1 protein-coding gene and 1 tRNA gene are annotated in these 1,236 nt (G+C 63.7%); both read left to right on the top strand.

Annotated elements, in window-relative coordinates; genetic code table 11:
- Window positions 1-247 precede the first annotated feature (247 nt).
- On the top strand, window positions 248-832 hold the full coding sequence (locus tag E4V01_RS25330; protein ID WP_353612598.1) for a DUF6691 family protein: 585 nt from the start codon (window positions 248-250) through the stop codon (window positions 830-832).
- 178 nt (window positions 833-1,010) lie between these two features.
- Window positions 1,011-1,087, top strand: a tRNA-Arg gene (locus E4V01_RS25325).
- Window positions 1,088-1,236: the final 149 nt, after the last annotated feature.

The raw sequence follows: 1,236 nt of genomic DNA, 5'->3' as shown, positions 1-1,236 counted from the left end.
GCGCCCGAACAAAGCGTCAATCGAAAAAACGCCGAAAGCGCGAGAACGGCCGCCACGAGGCTTCCGGATCGCTCTGATGGGCACCCTATGTCGGACGGGTTCATCGGCGCCGGCAGCCGTGGTGTAGCGCCCAAGCCATGCTCGGCGACAAGGAATGACCAGCTGCCTCTCTTGGGCGGCAGCCGCCTCCATTGCAAAATTGCAAATATGATGGAGGGCAGACCTGGGTCGCCGTACTCCGTTGGGCATGATGAACCCTGGAAAAGCACCGGGCTTTCTCGATTTTTCGGGGGAGTGGAACCCGCGCCGCCCTTTCGTCCTCGTCGGGGCGGTTGGCATTTCCGCGTTGGGCTTTGGGCTCAAGGTGCCGATGGCGCACCCGTTGCTCGCTCCCCGCTTCGAGGTGCCGACCAATCCAAAACCGATACTCGTTTCATCGGCGGTGCAGCGCTGTACGGCATCGGCTGGGAGCCCGCGGGCTTCTGCCCCGGCAGGCCTCGGCGGCCTCTTCCTCGGCCTGCCCCAAGGCATCCTGTTCCCCGCTGCCATGCTCGCCGGCTGCTGCTCCACCGTTTCACGGTCGGTCGCGGGCCAGCGTTGCGCAGCGCCTGACCATCGCTCAGGCGATGACACCGGCGCGGCGCGACCGCAGACGACGCATCGGGATCATGGCCCGACCCGTCGGATCGGACTTTGCCGCTGTGTCGACTATGATGCGCCGACGGCCAATGCAGAGCGAAAGCCCAAGCTGCAATCTAGCCGCAGCATCGAGCTGGTTGGAATCAGGGGGACTGTCACGAGCAATGTGGTGCCGTCGCATCATGGCGGGTGATCGAGCGCTTCTTGCCCGATCCTCGGCTGTCGGCCGTTGACCAAGGATGACAGATGCTACGCTCGCACACGAGCTGGGGACTTGACCGTCAGATCCTTCTCAAAGTGGGTTAAAGCACAAGCTCGGGAGAGGCTTGACCCGGCCTTGGTCCCGTGCCTTTTGGCCCTCCTGGCACCCAGACTCCGTAGCTCAGCTGGATAGAGCAGCCGCCTTCTAAGCGGCAGGTCGTAGGTTCGAGCCCTACCGGGGTCGCCACATCAACGCATTGCAGGAGCTAGCTTTCCCCCGCCCCTGTTTGATCCCGGGGTTTGATGGTGCGATCGTCACGCCTGTGTGGAGGGCGCGCTATGGGCCAAGTTCTTCACGGCAGCGCCACGATGACTGAGGCGATCCGTCGAGCGATC

The organism is Methylorubrum sp. Q1, from assembly GCF_004683995.1.
GTDB lineage: Bacteria > Pseudomonadota > Alphaproteobacteria > Rhizobiales > Beijerinckiaceae > Methylobacterium.
Note: the sequence above shows the minus strand (reverse complement) of the source record. Positions and strands in the feature narration are given on the sequence as shown.